At 63.4% G+C, this 15,076-nt stretch carries 17 protein-coding genes; 10 read left to right on the top strand and 7 right to left on the bottom strand.

Annotated features, from left to right (window positions below; all coding sequences use genetic code 11):
• Positions 1-45 precede the first annotated feature (45 nt).
• On the bottom strand, positions 46-774 hold the full coding sequence (locus LU688_RS04685) for a phosphatase PAP2 family protein (protein WP_023629769.1): 729 nt from the start codon (positions 772-774) through the stop codon (positions 46-48).
• A 179-nt stretch (positions 775-953) separates the two neighbouring features.
• Between LU688_RS04685 and colR the strand changes: the two genes are divergently transcribed.
• From colR to LU688_RS04710, 5 genes are all read left to right on the top strand, one after another.
• Positions 954-1,637: a two-component system response regulator ColR gene (gene colR, locus LU688_RS04690; RefSeq protein WP_023629768.1), complete on the top strand. Its 684-nt coding sequence runs from the start codon at positions 954-956 to the stop codon at positions 1,635-1,637.
• Positions 1,627-2,946, top strand: coding sequence for a sensor histidine kinase (locus tag LU688_RS04695; RefSeq protein ID WP_023629767.1), 1,320 nt, complete (start codon positions 1,627-1,629; stop codon positions 2,944-2,946). Before colR ends, LU688_RS04695 begins: the two co-directional genes overlap by 11 nt.
• Positions 2,947-3,053: 107 nt before the next feature.
• Entirely contained in the window at positions 3,054-3,734 is a 681-nt protein-coding gene (locus tag LU688_RS04700) for a class I SAM-dependent methyltransferase (protein ID WP_094010212.1), read from the top strand.
• Positions 3,735-3,740: 6 nt separating this feature from the next.
• Positions 3,741-4,442 (top strand): lipopolysaccharide kinase InaA family protein, encoded by a 702-nt coding sequence (locus tag LU688_RS04705; protein ID WP_023629765.1) that lies wholly within the window; start codon positions 3,741-3,743, stop codon positions 4,440-4,442.
• Positions 4,439-4,669: a hypothetical protein gene (locus LU688_RS04710; RefSeq protein WP_023629764.1), complete on the top strand. Its 231-nt coding sequence runs from the start codon at positions 4,439-4,441 to the stop codon at positions 4,667-4,669. The genes LU688_RS04705 and LU688_RS04710 overlap by 4 nt, the downstream gene beginning before the upstream one ends.
• 57 nt (positions 4,670-4,726) lie before the next feature.
• Here LU688_RS04710 and LU688_RS04715 read toward each other — a convergent pair whose 3' ends face one another.
• The 6 genes from LU688_RS04715 to gatC all read right to left on the bottom strand — a co-directional run bounded on the left by LU688_RS04715 (position 4,727) and on the right by gatC (position 9,919).
• Positions 4,727-5,113: a carboxymuconolactone decarboxylase family protein gene (locus LU688_RS04715; RefSeq protein WP_023629763.1), complete on the bottom strand. Its 387-nt coding sequence runs from the start codon at positions 5,111-5,113 to the stop codon at positions 4,727-4,729.
• A 10-nt stretch (positions 5,114-5,123) separates the two neighbouring features.
• The gene (locus tag LU688_RS04720; protein ID WP_160291263.1) at positions 5,124-6,167 is read right to left on the bottom strand and encodes a calcium/sodium antiporter; all 1,044 of its coding nucleotides are present in this window, start codon (positions 6,165-6,167) and stop codon (positions 5,124-5,126) included.
• 61 nt (positions 6,168-6,228) lie between these two features.
• The gene (locus tag LU688_RS04725) at positions 6,229-6,603 is read right to left on the bottom strand and encodes a septal ring lytic transglycosylase RlpA family protein (RefSeq protein WP_031315376.1); all 375 of its coding nucleotides are present in this window, start codon (positions 6,601-6,603) and stop codon (positions 6,229-6,231) included.
• A 104-nt stretch (positions 6,604-6,707) separates the two neighbouring features.
• Complete coding sequence (gatB, locus tag LU688_RS04730; RefSeq protein WP_094010211.1) at positions 6,708-8,153, bottom strand: Asp-tRNA(Asn)/Glu-tRNA(Gln) amidotransferase subunit GatB; 1,446 nt, start codon at positions 8,151-8,153, stop codon at positions 6,708-6,710.
• Between the two features lie 11 nt (positions 8,154-8,164).
• The gene (gatA, locus tag LU688_RS04735; protein ID WP_094010210.1) at positions 8,165-9,616 is read right to left on the bottom strand and encodes an Asp-tRNA(Asn)/Glu-tRNA(Gln) amidotransferase subunit GatA; all 1,452 of its coding nucleotides are present in this window, start codon (positions 9,614-9,616) and stop codon (positions 8,165-8,167) included.
• A 15-nt stretch (positions 9,617-9,631) separates the two neighbouring features.
• On the bottom strand, positions 9,632-9,919 hold the full coding sequence (gatC, locus tag LU688_RS04740) for an Asp-tRNA(Asn)/Glu-tRNA(Gln) amidotransferase subunit GatC (protein ID WP_023631156.1): 288 nt from the start codon (positions 9,917-9,919) through the stop codon (positions 9,632-9,634).
• A 203-nt stretch (positions 9,920-10,122) separates the two neighbouring features.
• Here gatC and mreB point away from each other — a divergent pair, with 203 nt between their 5' ends.
• From mreB to rng, 5 genes are all read left to right on the top strand, one after another.
• Positions 10,123-11,160 carry a rod shape-determining protein MreB gene (gene mreB / locus LU688_RS04745; RefSeq protein ID WP_003255163.1) on the top strand — a complete coding sequence of 346 codons (1,038 nt, stop codon included), beginning with the start codon at positions 10,123-10,125 and terminating at the stop codon, positions 11,158-11,160.
• Positions 11,161-11,372: 212 nt separating this feature from the next.
• Positions 11,373-12,362 carry a rod shape-determining protein MreC gene (gene mreC, locus LU688_RS04750; protein WP_232888049.1) on the top strand — a complete coding sequence of 330 codons (990 nt, stop codon included), beginning with the start codon at positions 11,373-11,375 and terminating at the stop codon, positions 12,360-12,362.
• Positions 12,362-12,850, top strand: a complete 489-nt coding sequence (mreD, locus tag LU688_RS04755) for a rod shape-determining protein MreD (protein WP_023630854.1) — start codon at positions 12,362-12,364, stop codon at positions 12,848-12,850. Before mreC ends, mreD begins: the two co-directional genes overlap by 1 nt.
• A gap of 29 nt (positions 12,851-12,879) precedes the next feature.
• Entirely contained in the window at positions 12,880-13,479 is a 600-nt protein-coding gene (locus tag LU688_RS04760; RefSeq protein ID WP_104444475.1) for a Maf family protein, read from the top strand.
• Positions 13,480-13,533: 54 nt separating this feature from the next.
• On the top strand, positions 13,534-14,991 hold the full coding sequence (rng, locus tag LU688_RS04765; RefSeq protein ID WP_023630855.1) for a ribonuclease G: 1,458 nt from the start codon (positions 13,534-13,536) through the stop codon (positions 14,989-14,991).
• Positions 14,992-15,076 lie beyond the last annotated feature (85 nt).

Raw genomic sequence — 15,076 nt, forward strand, 5'->3', positions numbered from 1 at the left:
TCGTGAGAACCGGGGCTTCTTCGTTTTCCTTGTCCCTGCCAGGGATCAGGCTGCGCTGCGCTCGACAGCAGGTAGCTTGGTCGTCGCGTGGCGATACAGAATCAGGTAGTACGACCCCAGCCCGATTAGCCAGCAGAACACCGCTGTCCACACGTTGTGTGACAGGAAATGCGCGCCCTGCATCATCCGCCCGATCGACAGCACCGACCCGGCGACGAAGGCCACTGCCAGCGCGACCCGGGCCAGACGTGGCTTGCGGTCACGCAGCATGAAGAACAGGCCGAACAGGCAGAACCCGGTCGCCGCATGCCCACCGGGCCAGCACAGGCCAGGCTTGTCGGTGGCCGGACGGGCTTCGAGCAACTTGCTGTAGGTCTCCTTGCCACCGAACTGCGTCAAGCTCCAGGGGCACTGCACCTGGGTAACCTTCTTAAGTGGCGTGACGAAGGCCGTCGACAGCGCCAGCGCCAGTACCAGGCAGCCTAGCTCGCGGCGCCAGCCCGCCACTCGGTTCCAGAAGAAGCTCAGGGCGAACCCGGTCAATGCCAGCAGACCGAACAGGATCACACCCTGCTTGACGCGGTCATGCAGGATGTTTTCCAGCAGATAGCTGTGGCGGCCAATGAATCCGCCGGCGGTCGGTTCGTAGAACAGGTTGGCAAGGTCCATGTCCAGCGAAGTCCATTCCAGCAAAACAAGGGTCACGACAGTGATAAACGGGATGCCCAGGTAAAGCCATGGGTTGATGGGACGAGGGGAGACGCTAGCCTGCATGGTGACTCCAGAGGGTGGACGAGACGGTGCATTGTCCTCGGGCCGCTATCCTGTGTCCGTGAATGATCGGTGAAAAAACTGTCAAGGCCGGTGTTTTAGCTTCAGGGCATGGCACCATGCGCGCAATGGCCGTAAGCTGCGCCTGCCGCGCCCGGCGAAGCGCCGCAAAGGAGATCTTGATGCGCATTCTTTTGGTTGAAGACAACCGCGATATTCTGGCCAACCTGGCCGACTACCTCGGCATGAAGGGCTACACCGTCGACTGTGCCCAGGATGGCCTGTCTGGCCTGCACCTGGCCGCGACCGAACACTACGACCTGATTGTGCTCGACATCATGCTGCCGGGCATCGACGGTTACACGCTGTGCAAACGTCTGCGCGAGGATGCCCGCCGCGACACCCCGGTGATCATGCTCACCGCCCGCGACCAGCTGGACGACCGCCTGCAAGGCTTCCGCTCGGGCGCAGACGACTACCTGCTCAAGCCGTTTGCTTTGTCGGAGCTGGCCGCGCGCATCGAGGCAGTGCTGCGCCGTGCCCAGGGGGGCGGCCGGCGCACCTTGCAGGTGGTTGACCTGACCTACGACCTCGACACCCTCGAGGTGACCCGCCAGGGCCGTCTGCTCAAGCTCAACCCTGTCGGTCTGAAACTGCTGGCCGTACTCATGCAGAAGAGCCCCCATGTACTGCGCCGCGAAGTACTGGAAGAAGCCTTGTGGGGCGATGACTGCCCCGACAGCGACAGCCTGCGCAGCCACGTGCACCAGCTGCGCCAGGTGATTGACAAGCCTTTCGAAAAACCGTTGCTACATACCGTCCATGGCGTCGGCTATCGCCTCGCCGAGGGCCGTGATGGAGTTTAAGCAGAGCCTTGCCCAGCGCATCATCATCGCCTTTGCGCTGATGAGCGCGCTGGTGGCCGGGGCCTTTGCCTTCGGCATTGTCGCCACAGTGCACCTGGTTGAAGAGCGGTTGATCTCTTCTGTGCTCGGTGGCGACCTGCAACGCTTGCTGCGCATGGACAGCGTCAGCGACTGGAGCCACCGGCCGCGCCCCGACCAGTTGTTCTACTTCAGCGGCGGGCGCGACGATTTCGAACTACCCAAGGACCTGCGTCACCTGGATGCAGGTTTTCACGAGGTATTTCGTGATCAGCTCTCGTACCACGCGATGGTCGAGATCGTTGACGGCCGACGTTATGTGCTGCTGCAGGATCAGAGCGACTTCGAAGAGCGCGAGCGAGTGTTGTTCGCCGTTGTCGTGGTCGGTTTCGTGCTCAGCCTGGCCCTTGCGGTGATTCTCGGCTGGCTGCTGGCTCGACGTGTGATGGCACCGGTGATCCGTCTGGCGCGCCAGGTCCGCCACCGTGACCAGTTGCTGGGATTGGCGCCGCCATTGGCACCGGATTATGCGGCGGACGAGGTCGGCCAGTTGGCCGTCGCTTTCGACGATACCCTGGGCCGCCTGCGTGATGCGTTGACCCGTGAGCGCTTGTTCACCAGTGATGTCAGCCACGAGCTGCGAACGCCGCTGATGGTCCTGGCCACTTCGTGCGAGCTGTTGATGGAGAACCCCAATCTCGAACCCCGTGCTCGCAGCCATGTCGAGCGTATCGTCCGGGCGACCGAGGAGATGCGCGAATTGGTCAAGACTTTCCTGATGCTCGCCAGGGCGCAGCGAGACGAGGGCGCTGTGGCCTCACGGGCGTCGCTGCGCGAGGTAGGGGACGACTTGATCGGCGTTTGGCGCGACACCATCGAACAGAAGGGGCTGGCGCTGTATTACGACGGCCGGGTAAGCGCCAGCCCGGTGCTGTACAACGCTACATTCCTGCAGTCGGTGATGGGCAACCTGTTGCGCAATGCCGCCCACTACACCGATAGCGGTTATATCCGTCTCAGCCTGGAGGCCAATGGCTTCAGCGTGGAAGATAGTGGGGTAGGAATCCCTGAGGAGCAGCGCGAAGCGATGTTCCGGCCCTTCGTGCGAGGCGACGAGCGTCGGGGCGAAGGGTTGGGGCTGGGCCTTTCACTGGTGCAGCGCATCTGTGACGACCAGGGCTGGCGCGTGACCCTGACGACAACGCTGCCCCATGGTTGCCGTTTCCGGGTCGACCTGAGCCAGGGAGCCCCACTGCCGCCGGGACCCGACGGGATATTGGATCCGGATTAACTTCCGGTAACACCTGCTGATTTTTCCTACGGATTTTTCACATAGGCATGACCTGACGCCAACGTCCGCCTGCATAAGGTGGGCGCACTGGAGTCAGGAGATGCCCAATGCGTAGCCCCATCAAACTCGAATTCTCGGAAAAATACGACCGGGATCATGCTCGTCAGTATTTTCTCAAGCACCAGGATGGCCTGGCTCGGCGCCTTTCCCACCAGCGCGACGAACAACTGGCGCGACGAGCCCTGGCGCTTGCCGGCGAGCCGGGGCTGGTGCTCGATCTGCCCTGTGGTGCAGGACGGTTCTGGCCTTTGCTGGCGGAAAAAGCCAACCGGGTCATCATCGGGGCAGATAATTCTGCCGCGATGATTGAGACAGCCTGTGCGGCACAACCGCCAGAGATCGTCAAGCGGGTACGGCCCTTGCAGACTTCCGCCTTTGCGATCGATCTGCCGGACAACGCGGTGGACAGCATTTTCTGCATGCGCCTGTTCCATCACATAGGTGATCCCGCGCATCGAAAGACAATTCTCTCTGAATTTCAAAGGGTTAGCCGTGATAGTGTGATTTTGTCGTTGTGGGTGGACGGCAATTTCAAAGCTTGGCGTCGGCGCAAGCTTGAGGCTCGGCGCAGCCTCCGGGCTGCGCAGGACAGCTACCAAAATCGATTTGTGTTACCTGCGGCTACAGTGGAAGAAGAGTTTTCCTCAGCTGGCTTCAGAATCCAGGAACGTCTCGACTTTCTGCCGTTCTATGCCATGTGGCGAGTTTACGTATTGCGCAAGGGGTAAAGGGTCATGGCGGTAGCGCAGCATCAATCCAGACAGTTCGATTTTTACTGGCAGCAGCAAGGGGAATGGGTCGAGGAACCCAACCAGCGGCGTGGCGGCGAGAGCGGCGTGCAACGACTGAGTGATGACCACGGCCACATGCTGTATGCGAAACGCCAGGTCGGGCATATCTACCGCAGCCTTCTGCATCCCTTCGGGCGCCCCACGGTGTTGCGCGAACTTGATGCGTTGCACAGTTTCGAGCAACTGGGCGTGCGGGTACCCCGTATCGTCTATGCAGGTGCCGAGCGTGACGCCGATCACCAGTGGCGTGCGTTGCTGGTCAGTGAAGCCCTAGACGGCTTTGTCGATCTTGACACCTGGCATGCCTCGGGGGCTCGCGAGCGATACCCACAGGCAGTGCAAGAGCGCATGTTCAAGGACCTGGCCGACAATCTGGCGCGCATGCACCTGGGCCATTGGCAGCATGGTTGCCTGTATGGCAAGCATGTGTTCGTCAAGGTATATGGCGAAGGCGAGCAGGCCCGGGTGGAGGTCGCATTGCTGGATTTGGAGAAATGCCGTCGGCGCATCAGTTGCCAGCGGGCGGCGTACAACGACCTGCGTCAATTGCGTCGCCACTCGTCGTTCAGTGAAGCGGAGTGGCAAACCTTGCTCTACTTTTACCAAATGGCGTTTGGCAGCGCTGTCAAAGGTTTAGGGCAATGAAACTAGAAATCGCTCGAGCTTTGTTCCTGGTTGCGGCGTTAGCGGTGACTACCGCAGCGGCGGCGGCCTGGGAGCAACCGCGGCCCATGGTGTTCAGCAAGGCCGGGGAGGGTGGGCAGTGCCCGTTGCCTCGTGTGGTGAAGGCTGACCAGGCGCAGGCTCAGCCAGATCATGATCTTTTACTGTTTCTGTTCGGAATGAGCCAGGGCCTGCGGCCGGTTGGTTGAGGCAGGTCGTCTTGACGGGCGCCAGGGGATCTCCATGAGCCTCTGGCGTTTCGCCGTTTAATCCGCGGTACTCGCCTGATAGCTGTCGATCACTTCCTGCGCCGCGCGAAACGCATCGATCGCCGCCGGCACCCCTGCATACACCGCGCAATGCAGCAACGCCTCGCGAATCTCCTCGACCGTGCAGCCATTGTTCAACGCCCCACGTACGTGGCCCTTGAGTTCCTGCGGGCACTTGAGCGCGGTCAGAGTGGCCAGGGTGATCAGGCTGCGGGTCTTCAGCGGCAACCCGTCGCGGGCCCAGACGCTGCCCCATGCATGTTCGTTGACGAAGTCCTGCAGCGGTTGGGTGAACGCCGTTGCGTTGCCCAGGGCGCGATCGACGAACGCATCGCCCATCACCTGGCGGCGAATACGTTCACCCGTCTGTTTCGTGTCGGCCATGTTGTTTTCCTTAGTGTTGGCGGCGCCAGGCGCGGATCGTCGTGTAAAGCAGCACGACCCCGAGCACCGGCATTACATAGAACAGCATCAGTTGTTCGAGGCGTCCGGCCAATGGCAGGCCGGTGGTGAAGGTCACCACGTGCAGGCCGTAGGCCAGGTAAAGACACAGGAATACCAGGCCTTCGGCGCGGGTTACCCGGTAGCCTGAATAGAATACTGGCAGGCACAGCGCGGCGACGCCGAGCATCACCGGCAGGTCGAAGTCCAGTGCATTGGGTGAAATCGACAAGGGAGCGGGTGCGGTCACTGCCGTCAGCCCCAGCACCGCCAGCAGGTTGAATAGGTTGCTGCCGATCACCGTGCCCACGGCGATCTCCCGTTCGCCACGCAGGGCCGCGATCAGCGCGGCGGCCAGTTCCGGCAGCGAGGTGCATACCGCAACCACGGTCAGGCCGATGATGCGTTCGGACAGGCCCAGGTCGGTCGCCACCTCGACGGCTGCCTCCAGTACCAGGTAACCCGCCAGGCTCAGCAGCCCCAGCCCCAGGAGAATCTGCAGCAGTGCCCCGCTCCAGAAGCGCAGCGGGCTGGCGTGCTTGGTGCATGGCGCCGGGTAGGTGCGGGCGTAGTGGCGCGACTGATGCCAGAGCATGGCCAGGTAACCGGTCAACCCGAGCAGTAGCAGGCCGCCTTCGAGCCGCCCCAGTTCACCGTTGAGCGCGAGCAGGTATACCAGGGCGCTGGCGAGGATCATCAATGGGATATCCAGGCGCACCAGCTGGCGTGACACACGCAGCGGAATGATCAGTGCGGCAAGGCCCAGGATCACCAGCACGTTGAAGATGTTGCTGCCCACGACGCTGCCCACAGCGACATCCGGCGCGCCCTGGTAGGCGGCTTGCAGGCTCACGGTCAGCTGTGGCGCCGTACTGCCGAAGGCGACCAGGCTCAGGCCAATGATCAGAGGGCGCACGTGCAGGCGGCTGGCCAGGCGCAGAGCGGCGCGTACCAGTAGCTCGGCACCAAAGATCATCAGCTGCAGGCCCAGGCCCAGTTGCAGCAGGCTGAAGGCGGGGAGGGTGGCCAGGTCGAAAATGGCGAGGGCTCCAGTCAGGTCAATCGCTCAGACCTTGTACCCGGACTCGCGCGGTTCCGCTACGGAGCATGTCGATTTTTTCTGCGGCTGCGCGTGAAAGGTCGATCAGCCGGCCGCGGGTGTGCGGGCCACGGTCGTTGATGCGTACCACAACGCTGCGCTGGTTGGCCAGGTTGGTGACCAGCACACGGCTGCCAAAGGGCAGGCTGCGGTGGGCGGCGGTGAGGCCATGCTGGTTGAAGGGCTCGCCGCTGGCAGTGCGTTTGCCATGGTGGCGTGAACCGTAATAGGAGGCGGTGCCGGTTTCGTTGTAACCGCGGGGGTCGATGTCGTGGCTGGCGCAGCCGGCCAGGACGGAGAAGAGGGTGAGGGTGGTGAGGGATCGTTTTAGCAAGTCGGACACTCCGGTGTTGCCGCAGACGATCGCGGGGCAAGCCCGCTCCCACGACAGATCGTGGGAGCGGCGGTGCGCCGATGCGACTTGCACCGCGATTGGGGTCACCCTTCGAGCTTGGCCTTGAGCAATTGGTTCACTTGCCCCGGGTTGGCCTTGCCTTTCGACGCTTTCATCGCCTGGCCGACGAAAAAGCCGAACATCTTGCCGCGCTTGGCTTCATCGGCGGCGCGGTATTGTTCGACCTGTTCGGCGTTGGCGGCGAGCATCTCGTCGAGCATCTTGTCGATCGCGCCGGTATCGGTGACCTGCTTGAGGCCGCGGCTTTCGATGATGCTGTCGGCATCGCCTTCGCCGGCGGCCATGGCCTCGAACACGGTCTTGGCAATCTTGCCGCTGATGGTGTTGTCACGGATGCGCAGCAGCATGCCGCCGAGGTATTCGGCACTGACCGGCGACTGGTCGATCTCGACGCCGAGCTTGTTCAGCAGGCTGCCCAGTTCCACCATCACCCAGTTGGCGGCCAGCTTGGCATCGCCGCCGATCTTCACCACCTGTTCGAAGTAGTCGGCCTGCTCTCGGCTGGAGGCCAGCACGTTGGCGTCATAGGCCGACAGGCCGTACTGGCTCTGGAAGCGCTCGACCTTCTGTGGTGGCAGCTCCGGCAGGGCGGCGCGCACGCTGTCGAGGAAGCCTGGCTCGATGACCACCGGCAGCAGGTCCGGGTCGGGGAAGTAACGGTAGTCGTTGGCTTCCTCCTTGCTGCGCATGGAGCGGGTCTCGTCCTTGTTCGGGTCGTACAGGCGGGTTTCCTGCACCACCTTGCCGCCGTCCTCGATCAGGTCGATCTGGCGCTGGATCTCGCTGTTGATCGCACGTTCGATGAAGCGGAACGAGTTGACGTTCTTGATCTCGCAGCGGGTGCCGAACTCGGTCTGGCCCTTCGGCCGGATCGACACGTTGCAGTCGCAGCGCAGCGAACCTTCGGCCATGTTGCCATCGCAGATGCCCAGGTAGCGCACCAGGGCGTGGATGGCCTTGACGTAGGCCACGGCTTCCTTGGCGCTGCGCATGTCCGGTTCGGAGACGATCTCCAGCAGCGGGGTGCCGGCGCGGTTCAGGTCGATGCCGGTGGCGCCGTTGAAGTCTTCGTGCAGGCTCTTGCCGGCATCTTCTTCAAGGTGCGCGCGGGTCACGCCGATGCGCTTGATGGTGCCGTCTTCCAGGGCGATGTCCAGGTGGCCCTTGCCGACGATCGGCAGGTCCATCTGGCTGATCTGGTAGCCCTTGGGCAGGTCGGGGTAGAAGTAGTTCTTGCGCGCGAACACGTTGCGCGGCCCGATCTCGGCATCGATCGCCAGGCCAAACATGCACGCCATGCGCACGGCCTCCTGGTTGAGCACCGGCAGCACGCCAGGCATCCCCAGGTCGACCAGGCTGGCCTGGGTGTTCGGCTCGGAGCCGAAGGTGGTGGCGCTGCCGGAGAAGATCTTCGACTGGGTGGCGAGCTGGGTATGAATCTCCAGCCCGATCACAACTTCCCATTGCATGTGTGAACTCCTCAGAAGCCGTTGGGGGCGCGGGTGTGCCAGTCGGTGACTTGCTGGTAACGGTGCGCGATGTTGAGCAGGCGGCCTTCCTGGAAGTACGGGGCCAGCAGTTGCACGCCCACCGGCAGGCCGTCGACGAAGCCGGCTGGCATCGACAGGCCCGGCAGGCCGGCCAGGTTGGCGGTGATGGTGTAGACGTCTTCGAGGTAGGCGGCGACCGGATCGCTGCTCTTGGCGCCAAGTTTCCAGGCCGGGTTCGGCGTGGTCGGGCCGAGGATCACGTCGACGTCGGCGAACGCGGCCATGAAGTCGTTCTTGATCAGGCGGCGGATCTGTTGCGCCTTGACGTAGTAGGCGTCGTAGTAGCCGGCCGACAGGGCGTAGGTGCCGACCATGATGCGGCGTTGCACTTCCGCGCCGAAGCCTTCGCCACGGGAGCGTTTGTACAGGTCGGTCAGATCTTTCGGATCTTCACAGCGATGACCGAAGCGCACGCCGTCGAAGCGCGACAGGTTGGAGGAGGCTTCCGCCGGGGCGATCACGTAGTACGCCGGGATGGCATGCTGCATGTTCGGCAGGCTGATTTCCTTGACCACCGCGCCGAGCTTTTCCAGCTCCTTGACGCTGGCCTGAACCAGGTCGGCGATGCGCGGGTCGAGGCCGGCGCCGAAGTATTCCTTCGGCAGGCCGATGCGCAGGCCTTGCAGCGAGGCGTTCAGGTTGGCGCTGAAGTCCGGTACCGGCTCGTCGACCGAGGTAGAGTCCTTGGCGTCGAAGCCGGCCATGCCCTGCAGCAGCAGGGCGCAGTCTTCGGCGGTACGGGCCAGCGGGCCGCCCTGGTCGAGGCTCGAGGCGTAGGCGATCATGCCCCAGCGCGATACGCGGCCATAGGTCGGCTTGAGGCCGGTCAGGTTGGTGAAGGCTGCCGGCTGGCGGATCGAACCACCAGTGTCGGTACCGGTGGTGGCCGGCAGCAGGCGCGCGGCCACGGCGGCGGCCGAGCCGCCGGAGGAACCGCCGGGCACGTGCTCGAGGTTCCACGGGTTCTTCACCGCGCCGTAGTGGCTGGACTCGTTGGCCGAGCCCATGGCGAATTCGTCCATGTTGGTCTTGCCCAGGGTGACCATGCCGGCTTCGGCCAGCTTGGCGACCACGGTGGCGTCGTACGGGGCGGTGAAGCTGTCGAGCATCTTCGAGCCGCAGCTGGTGCGCACGCCGTTGGTGCAGAACAGGTCCTTGTGGGCGATCGGCGCACCGAGCAGCGCGCCGGTCTCACCAGAGGCACGGCGGGCGTCGGCGGCGCGCGCCTGGTCCAGGGCCTGTGCTTGGGTGACGGTGATGAAGCTGTTGAGCTGCGGGTCGAGCTGCTTGATGCGCGACAGCAGGGCACCGGTCAGTTCTTCCGAGGAGAACGACTTGTCGGCGAGACCGCGGGCGATTTCGGCCAGAGTGAGTTGATGCATGGCAGGCGCTATCCCTTAATCGATGACTTTCGGAACCAGGTACAGACCGTTTTCGGTCGACGGGGCGACGGCCTGGTAGCGGTCGCGCTGGTTGCTTTCGGTGACCTGGTCGGGGCGCAGGCGCTGGGTGGCTTCCAGCGGGTGGGCGAGGGGCTCGATGCCAGAGGTGTCGACGGCTTGCATCTGGTCGACCAGCCCGAGAATACTGTTCAAGGCATCGGTGATGCGTGGCAATTCGCCTTCATTCAGGCCCAGGCGGGCCAGATGGGCGATCTTTTCCACGTCGGAGCGTTGAAGCGCCATGGGGATCTCCAGGGAAACGAAAAACGGAATGGGTCCGCAGATGAGGAACATGCCGGCATTCTGGCGGTCAAAGGGCCGCGAACATCGGCAGGCATGCTCGGAAAAACAACCAATTTAACATATTGGCTCCTTGCCCAAAATCCCTGCCATTGTTAGAGTTTGCCGCACTTTTTTACCCACGCTTTCCCCAGGGTCACTTTCCCATGTTCAAGAAACTGCGTGGCATGTTTTCCAGCGATCTGTCCATCGACCTGGGTACTGCCAACACCCTTATCTACGTGCGTGAGCGCGGTATCGTCCTGAATGAGCCCTCGGTTGTTGCCATCCGTACCCACGGCAACCAGAAAAGCGTCGTCGCAGTCGGTACCGAAGCCAAGCGCATGCTGGGCCGCACCCCCGGCAACATTGCTGCCATTCGTCCGATGAAGGACGGCGTGATCGCCGACTTCAGCGTTTGCGAAAAGATGCTGCAGTACTTCATCAACAAGGTGCATGAGAACAGCTTCCTGCAGCCCAGCCCTCGTGTGCTGATCTGCGTGCCGTGCAAGTCGACCCAGGTCGAGCGCCGCGCCATCCGTGAATCGGCCCTCGGTGCCGGTGCCCGTGAAGTATTCCTGATCGAAGAACCCATGGCCGCCGCCATCGGTGCCGGCCTGCCGGTCGAAGAGGCCCGCGGCTCGATGGTCGTCGATATCGGTGGCGGTACCACCGAGATCGCCCTGATCTCGCTCAACGGCGTGGTCTACGCCGAATCCGTGCGCGTCGGCGGCGACCGCTTCGACGAAGCCATCGTCACCTACGTGCGCCGCAACTACGGCAGCCTGATCGGCGAATCCACCGCCGAGCGCATCAAGCAGGAAATCGGTACCGCCTACCCGGGCGGCGAAGTGCGCGAAGTCGACGTCCGTGGCCGCAACCTGGCCGAAGGCGTGCCGCGTGCTTTCACCCTGAATTCCAACGAAGTGCTCGAGGCGCTGCAAGAATCGCTGGCGACCATCGTCCAGGCGGTCAAGAGCGCCCTGGAGCAGTCGCCGCCGGAGCTGGCCTCGGACATCGCCGAGCGCGGCCTGGTGCTGACCGGTGGTGGCGCGCTGCTGCGCGACCTGGACAAGCTGCTAGCCCAGGAAACCGGCCTGCCGGTGATCGTCGCCGAAGACCCGCTGACCTGCGTCGCCCGCGGCGGTGGCCGTGCCCTGGAGATGATGGACAAGCACGCCATGGACCTCCTCTCCAGCGAGTGATCGCTGAAGCAGTAGTGTATGTCCAGGTTTACAGGTGGCACGCACAGTGCTACCTGTAAGCGCTGTGCTGGCGCCCGCCCGGGCGCCTTTTCCGTCAATCCGCAGCAGGCCGGTGCATTGCCCCATGTCCAATGACCTCCTGAGTCGTCCACGAGGAACGGCCCATTAAACCGCTTTTCTCCAAGGGCCCCTCGCTGGGCGTTCGCCTGCTCGTGCTGGTCGTGCTGTCGGTCGCGCTGATGGTGGTCGACTCGCGCTTCGACCTGCTCAAGCCAGTGCGCAGTCAGATGGGCCTGGTGCTGATGGAATCCTACTGGATCACCGATCTGCCGCAGCGCACGTGGCAGGGCGTGGCTGGCCAGTTCGGCAGTCGCACCGAACTGATCGCCGAGAACGAGAAACTCAAGACCGAGGCCCTGCTGCTGCAGGGGCGCCTGCAGAAGCTGGCCGCCTTGACCGAGCAGAACGTGCGCCTGCGTGAGCTGCTCAACTCTTCGGCGCTGGTCAACGAGAAGGTCGAAGTTGCCGAGCTGATAGGTGTCGATCCCAATCCGTTCACCCACCGTATCCTGATCAACAAGGGCGAGCGCGATGGCGTGTTCCTCGGCCAGCCTGTGCTCGATGCCCGTGGCCTGATGGGCCAGGTGGTCGAGCTGATGCCTTACACCTCGCGGGTGCTGCTGCTCACCGACACCACCCACAGCATCCCGGTGCAGGTCAACCGCAACGGCCTGCGCGCCATCGCCAGTGGCACGGGTAACCCGGAGCGCCTGGAGCTGCGCCACGTGGCCGACACCGCCGACATCAAGGAAGGTGACCTGCTGGTCAGCTCCGGCATGGGCCAGCGCTTTCCGGCCGGCTATCCGGTGGCGACGGTCAATGAAGTGATTCATGACTCCGGACAGCCTTTCGCCATTGTCCGTGCCATCCCCACCGCCGCGCTCAACCGCAGTCGCTATATGCTGCTGGTGTTCAGCGACCGGCGCACGCCCGAGGAGCGCGCCACCGAGGCCGCGATCGCTCAGGAAGAAGCTGATCGCCAGGGGGCCAGCCACAACCAGGTGCCGGCCGCGCCAGCTCCCGCGGTACCGGCTGGCGCCCCCCAGCAACCACCTGGTTCGCCCTCCGCGACCCCAGCGCCGGCTGCAGGCACGGCGCCGGCCCAACCGGCCGCCGCGCCCGCCCAACCCCGGAGACAATAATGGCCAGCACCCGTAGCAGAAACGGCTGGGCCATCTGGCTGACCTTCGCCATTGGCCTGTTGCTCAGCGTTTCGCCCATGCCGCAGTTCATGGAAGTGTTCCGGCCGATGTGGCTGGCCCTGTTGCTGGCCTTTTGGACCCTTGCGGTACCGGGCAAGGTCGGTATGACCACCGCGTTCCTGCTGGGTTTGGCCGAGGATGTGCTGTATGGCACCCTGCTCGGCCAGAACGCCCTGATCCTTACCTTGATCACGTTCCTGGTGCTGTCATTGCAGCAGCGCCTGCGCATGTTCCCCATGTGGCAGCAGAGCCTGGTGATCCTGGTGATCTTCGGTATCGCCCAACTGATCCAGCTGTGGCTCAGCGCGCTGACCGGTAATCGCCTGCCGACCCTGGCCCTGGTCTGGTCGGCGGTGATCAGCGCCTTGCTCTGGCCGTGGGTCAGCTTTGCCCTGCGCGGCCTGCGCCATCGTCTGCATATCCACTGACGCGCCGCCACTGACAGGGAGATGTCCACATGACCCAGCTGTACCTGGCCTCCGGCTCGCCACGCCGCCGTGAACTGCTGACCCAGATTGGTGTGCCGTTCACAGTGGTCAGCGCGCCCATCGATGAAACCCCGTTGCCGGGCGAAGCGCCGGCGGCCTACGTCGAGCGCCTGGCCCAGGCAAAGGCGGTTGCGGGCTTCGCCCACACCGATGGCGCAGGGGTGGTACTGGGCGCCGACACCACCGTGGTGCTCGATGGCCAGATCCTTGGCAAGCCGGAGGAACGTGAGCAGGCGTTGGCCATGCTTGGCGACCTTTCCAAGCGCGAACACCAGGTGCTTACCGCCGTTGCGCTGACCGATGGCCAGCGCAGTATCAGCCGCTGCGTCAGCACCACCGTGCGCTTTCGCACCATCTCTTTCGAAGAGGCGCTGCGCTACTGGGACAGCGGCGAACCGCTCGACAAGGCCGGTGGCTATGCGATCCAGGGCTTGGGCGCGGTGTTCGTCAGCGGCATCGAGGGCAGCTACTCGGCCGTGGTCGGGCTGCCCCTGAGTGAAACCGCCGAACTGCTCGAGCAATTCGGCGTGCCATGTTGGCAACTGCAAGAGGGTTCCGCACAGCGCTAGCCAGCCACGCCGCAGCAATCCATCATTACCCCAGACCACTGACGAGAGCGCGCCATGAGTGAAGAGATCCTGATCAACATCACCCCGATGGAATCACGCGTGGCAGTGGTGGAGAACGGAGTCCTGCAGGAGGTGCACGTAGAGCGCACCCAGCGCCGTGGCATCGTCGGTAATATCTACAAAGGCAAGGTGGTGCGGGTGTTGCCGGGCATGCAGGCAGCCTTTGTCGATATCGGCCTGGAGCGGGCCGCGTTCATCCATGCCTCGGAGATTTCCCAGCGCGAAGGGTCTGCGGTGGAGACCATCACCGCACTGGTCCATGAGGGCCAGGCGCTGGTAGTGCAGGTCACCAAGGACCCCATAGGCAGCAAGGGCGCTCGCCTGACCACTCAGCTGTCTATTCCGTCCCGCTACCTGGTTTACATGCCGCGCAGCAGCCATGTCGGTATCTCCCTCAAGATCGAAGATGAAGCCGAGCGTGATCGCCTCAAGCAGGTGGTCACCGACAGCATGGCCCAGGAGGAGATGAAGGACGCCGGTGGCTTCATCCTGCGTACCGCGGCCGAGGGCGCACGTGCCGAGGATATCCTTCAGGACATCCGCTACCTGCGCCGCCTGTGGGAGCAGATCGGCTCGCAGATCAAGACCAGCGGAGCGCCCGTGGTCATCTATGAGGACCTCGGTCTGGCGCTGCGGACCCTGCGTGATCTGGTCAACCCGAAGATCGAGAAGATCCGCATCGACTCGCGGGAGACCTTCCAGAAGACCACCCAGTTCGTGGCCGAGTTGATGCCGGAAATCGCCGATCGCCTGGAGCATTACCCTGGCGAGCGGCCGATTTTCGACCTGTACGGCGTGGAAGACGAGATTCAGCGTGCGCTGGAGCGCAAGGTACCCCTCAAGTCCGGTGGCTATCTGGTGGTAGACCCGGCCGAGGCGATGACCACCATCGACGTCAACACTGGTGCGTTCGTCGGTCATCGCAACCTCGAAGAGACCATCTTCAAGACCAACCTCGAGGCGGCCACCGCGATTGCCCGGCAACTGCGCCTGCGCAACATCGGTGGGATCATCATCATCGACTTCATCGACATGGAGGACGAGGAGCACCAGCGCCAGGTCCTGCGTACCTTGGAGAAGCAGCTCGAGCGTGATCACGCCAAGACCAACATCATCGGCATCACCGAGCTGGGCCTGGTGCAGATGACGCGCAAGCGCACCCGGGAAAGTCTTGAGCAGGTGCTGTGCGAACCATGCGCGGCGTGTCAGGGGCGCGGCAAGCTGAAGACACCGGAGACGATCTGTTACGAAATTTTCCGCGAGATTCTTCGGGAAGCCCGTGCCTACCAGGCCGAGGGCTATCGTGTGCTGGCCAACCAGAAGGTCGTGGACCGCCTGCTCGACGAAGAGTCGGGCAATGTCGCCGAACTTGAAGCTTTCATCGGGCGAACCATCCGCTTCCAGGTGGAGTCCATGTATTCCCAGGAACAATACGATGTGGTGCTGCTCTGACCCTTTCTAACAGCGGTCGCCCCATGGATGGGCTGGCAAAGCGCTATACACCGGCCATAGTTAAGGGACGACTTGGAGGGCCTCG

This window comes from Pseudomonas soli (assembly GCF_021283165.2).
In the GTDB taxonomy this organism is placed as follows: Bacteria; Pseudomonadota; Gammaproteobacteria; order Pseudomonadales; family Pseudomonadaceae; genus Aquipseudomonas; species Aquipseudomonas soli.

What these genes read in the sequence shown, in the direction of transcription:
- LU688_RS04685 (WP_023629769.1), bottom strand. Translation starts at nt 774, where the DNA reads ATGCAGGCTAGCGTCTCCCCTCGTCCCATCAACCCATGGCTTTACCTG.
- colR (WP_023629768.1), top strand. Translation starts at nt 954, where the DNA reads ATGCGCATTCTTTTGGTTGAAGACAACCGCGATATTCTGGCCAACCTG.
- LU688_RS04695 (WP_023629767.1), top strand. Translation starts at nt 1,627, where the DNA reads ATGGAGTTTAAGCAGAGCCTTGCCCAGCGCATCATCATCGCCTTTGCG.
- LU688_RS04700 (WP_094010212.1), top strand. Translation starts at nt 3,054, where the DNA reads ATGCGTAGCCCCATCAAACTCGAATTCTCGGAAAAATACGACCGGGAT.
- LU688_RS04705 (WP_023629765.1), top strand. Translation starts at nt 3,741, where the DNA reads ATGGCGGTAGCGCAGCATCAATCCAGACAGTTCGATTTTTACTGGCAG.
- LU688_RS04710 (WP_023629764.1), top strand. Translation starts at nt 4,439, where the DNA reads ATGAAACTAGAAATCGCTCGAGCTTTGTTCCTGGTTGCGGCGTTAGCG.
- LU688_RS04715 (WP_023629763.1), bottom strand. Translation starts at nt 5,113, where the DNA reads ATGGCCGACACGAAACAGACGGGTGAACGTATTCGCCGCCAGGTGATG.
- gatB (WP_094010211.1), bottom strand. Translation starts at nt 8,153, where the DNA reads ATGCAATGGGAAGTTGTGATCGGGCTGGAGATTCATACCCAGCTCGCC.
- gatA (WP_094010210.1), bottom strand. Translation starts at nt 9,616, where the DNA reads ATGCATCAACTCACTCTGGCCGAAATCGCCCGCGGTCTCGCCGACAAG.
- gatC (WP_023631156.1), bottom strand. Translation starts at nt 9,919, where the DNA reads ATGGCGCTTCAACGCTCCGACGTGGAAAAGATCGCCCATCTGGCCCGC.
- mreB (WP_003255163.1), top strand. Translation starts at nt 10,123, where the DNA reads ATGTTCAAGAAACTGCGTGGCATGTTTTCCAGCGATCTGTCCATCGAC.
- mreD (WP_023630854.1), top strand. Translation starts at nt 12,362, where the DNA reads ATGGCCAGCACCCGTAGCAGAAACGGCTGGGCCATCTGGCTGACCTTC.
- LU688_RS04760 (WP_104444475.1), top strand. Translation starts at nt 12,880, where the DNA reads ATGACCCAGCTGTACCTGGCCTCCGGCTCGCCACGCCGCCGTGAACTG.
- rng (WP_023630855.1), top strand. Translation starts at nt 13,534, where the DNA reads ATGAGTGAAGAGATCCTGATCAACATCACCCCGATGGAATCACGCGTG.